This window comes from Gluconacetobacter liquefaciens (genome assembly GCF_003350405.1).
Taxonomy (GTDB): domain Bacteria; phylum Pseudomonadota; class Alphaproteobacteria; order Acetobacterales; family Acetobacteraceae; genus Gluconacetobacter; species Gluconacetobacter liquefaciens.
The window spans coordinates 1-1,482 of sequence record NZ_QQAW01000029.1 but is presented as its reverse complement, the minus strand read 5'-3'; the positions used below and the strand labels follow the sequence as shown (position 1 = coordinate 1,482).

Annotated in this window: 1 protein-coding gene; it reads left to right on the top strand. The window is 65.9% G+C overall.

All coding sequences use genetic code 11. From position 1 onward, the window contains the following. A partial coding sequence (locus C7453_RS18560; protein ID WP_141289238.1) for a ShlB/FhaC/HecB family hemolysin secretion/activation protein occupies positions 1 to 1,482 on the top strand: 1,482 nt, incomplete at both ends.

The following is a 1,482-nucleotide window of genomic DNA, read 5'->3' as shown; positions in this document are numbered from 1 at the left end:
CCGGCCTGCCGTTGCTGGACGATGCGGCCTTCGGGCGTGAGATGGCGGCGCGGCTGGGCCGGCCGTTGAGCTTCGCCGACCTGAATGCCATCGCCCAGCGGGTCAGCCAGCTTTATCAGCAGCAGGGGCATCCGTTCGTCTATGTCACCATTCCGCCGCAGAATGTCAGTGGAGGCACGGTGCAGATCGTGGTGACGGAATACCGGCTGGGCAGCGTGCGGCCGCAGGGCAATCGCTGGTTTTCCGACCGGCTGCTGCGGCAGGAGAGCGGACTGGTGCCGGGCAGCACCCTGGACCTGGGCGATGTGCAGGCCGGGCTGGACCGGCTGAACGGCAACCCGTTCCGCAGCGTCGATGCGCTGTTCGCGCCCGGCCACGCGCAGGGCACCACCGACGTGGTGCTACAGACGAAGGACCGGCTGCCGCTGCATGTCTATGGCTCCTACGACAATGCGGGGGTGCCGATCCTGGGCCATTCGGAATGGGCGGTCGGGGGGACCTGGGGCAACGTGGCGGGGCTGGGGCAGACGCTGTCCTACCAGTTCACCCATGCGGTCAGCGACCGGTACAGCGGCCATGCGCTGACCTGGACGGCGCCGTTGCCGTGGCACGACCGGCTCCAGGTCTTCGGGTCCTATGCGTGGGAAAAGCCGGATTTCAAATCGGACAATGTCTCGCTGGGGCAGACCGGGCACAGCGGGCAGGCGAGCCTGCGCTATATCCACGACCTGCCGACGCTGCGCTTGGGGCCGCATGTGCGGCTGACCGAGGACATCCAGGTGGGGTTCGATTTCAAGACCACCAACAATACGCTGGAATTCGGCGGCGTGCGGGTGTTCGACAGCCATGCCGAGGTGGACCAGTTCCCGATCCTGTATAACGCGGCGATGACCGACCCGTATGGGCAGACGACATTCCAGAACCAGTTGGTTCTCAGCCCCGGCGGGTTGAGCGGGGCCAACCGCAAGAGCGATTTCCAGGTGCTGGTGCCCGGATCGACGGACCAGTATGTCTACGACACCATGAGCCTGACGCGCACGACGTGGCTGCCGGGCGGGCTGTCGTGGATCCTGCAGGCGACGGGGCAGGTTTCGAGCAGCAACCTGATGTACAGCAACCAGGTGGCGCTGGGTGGGCTGTATAACGGGCGCGGCTATTTCACTGATACCGCGCTGGGCAGCGAGGGGGTGAGCGTGACCAACGATCTGCGCTCGCCCGCCTTCAGCATCACGCGGCTGATGGGGCTGCATCCGGACACGCCCGATACGGAGCAGGTGGGGGTGTTCTACGATTACGGGCATGTCTCGCAGGTACGCGACATTCCGCGTGCCAAGAACGAGACCGATCTGTCGAGCATCGGGCTGGACCTGCACAGTTCGGTCGGCCGCTATGCCAGCCTGACCTTCAATGTCGGCTGGCGCCTGCGCGGCCTGCCCGCCGACCTCGACCAGAACGGGTTCGGCAACAAGGGCGCTTTCGGCA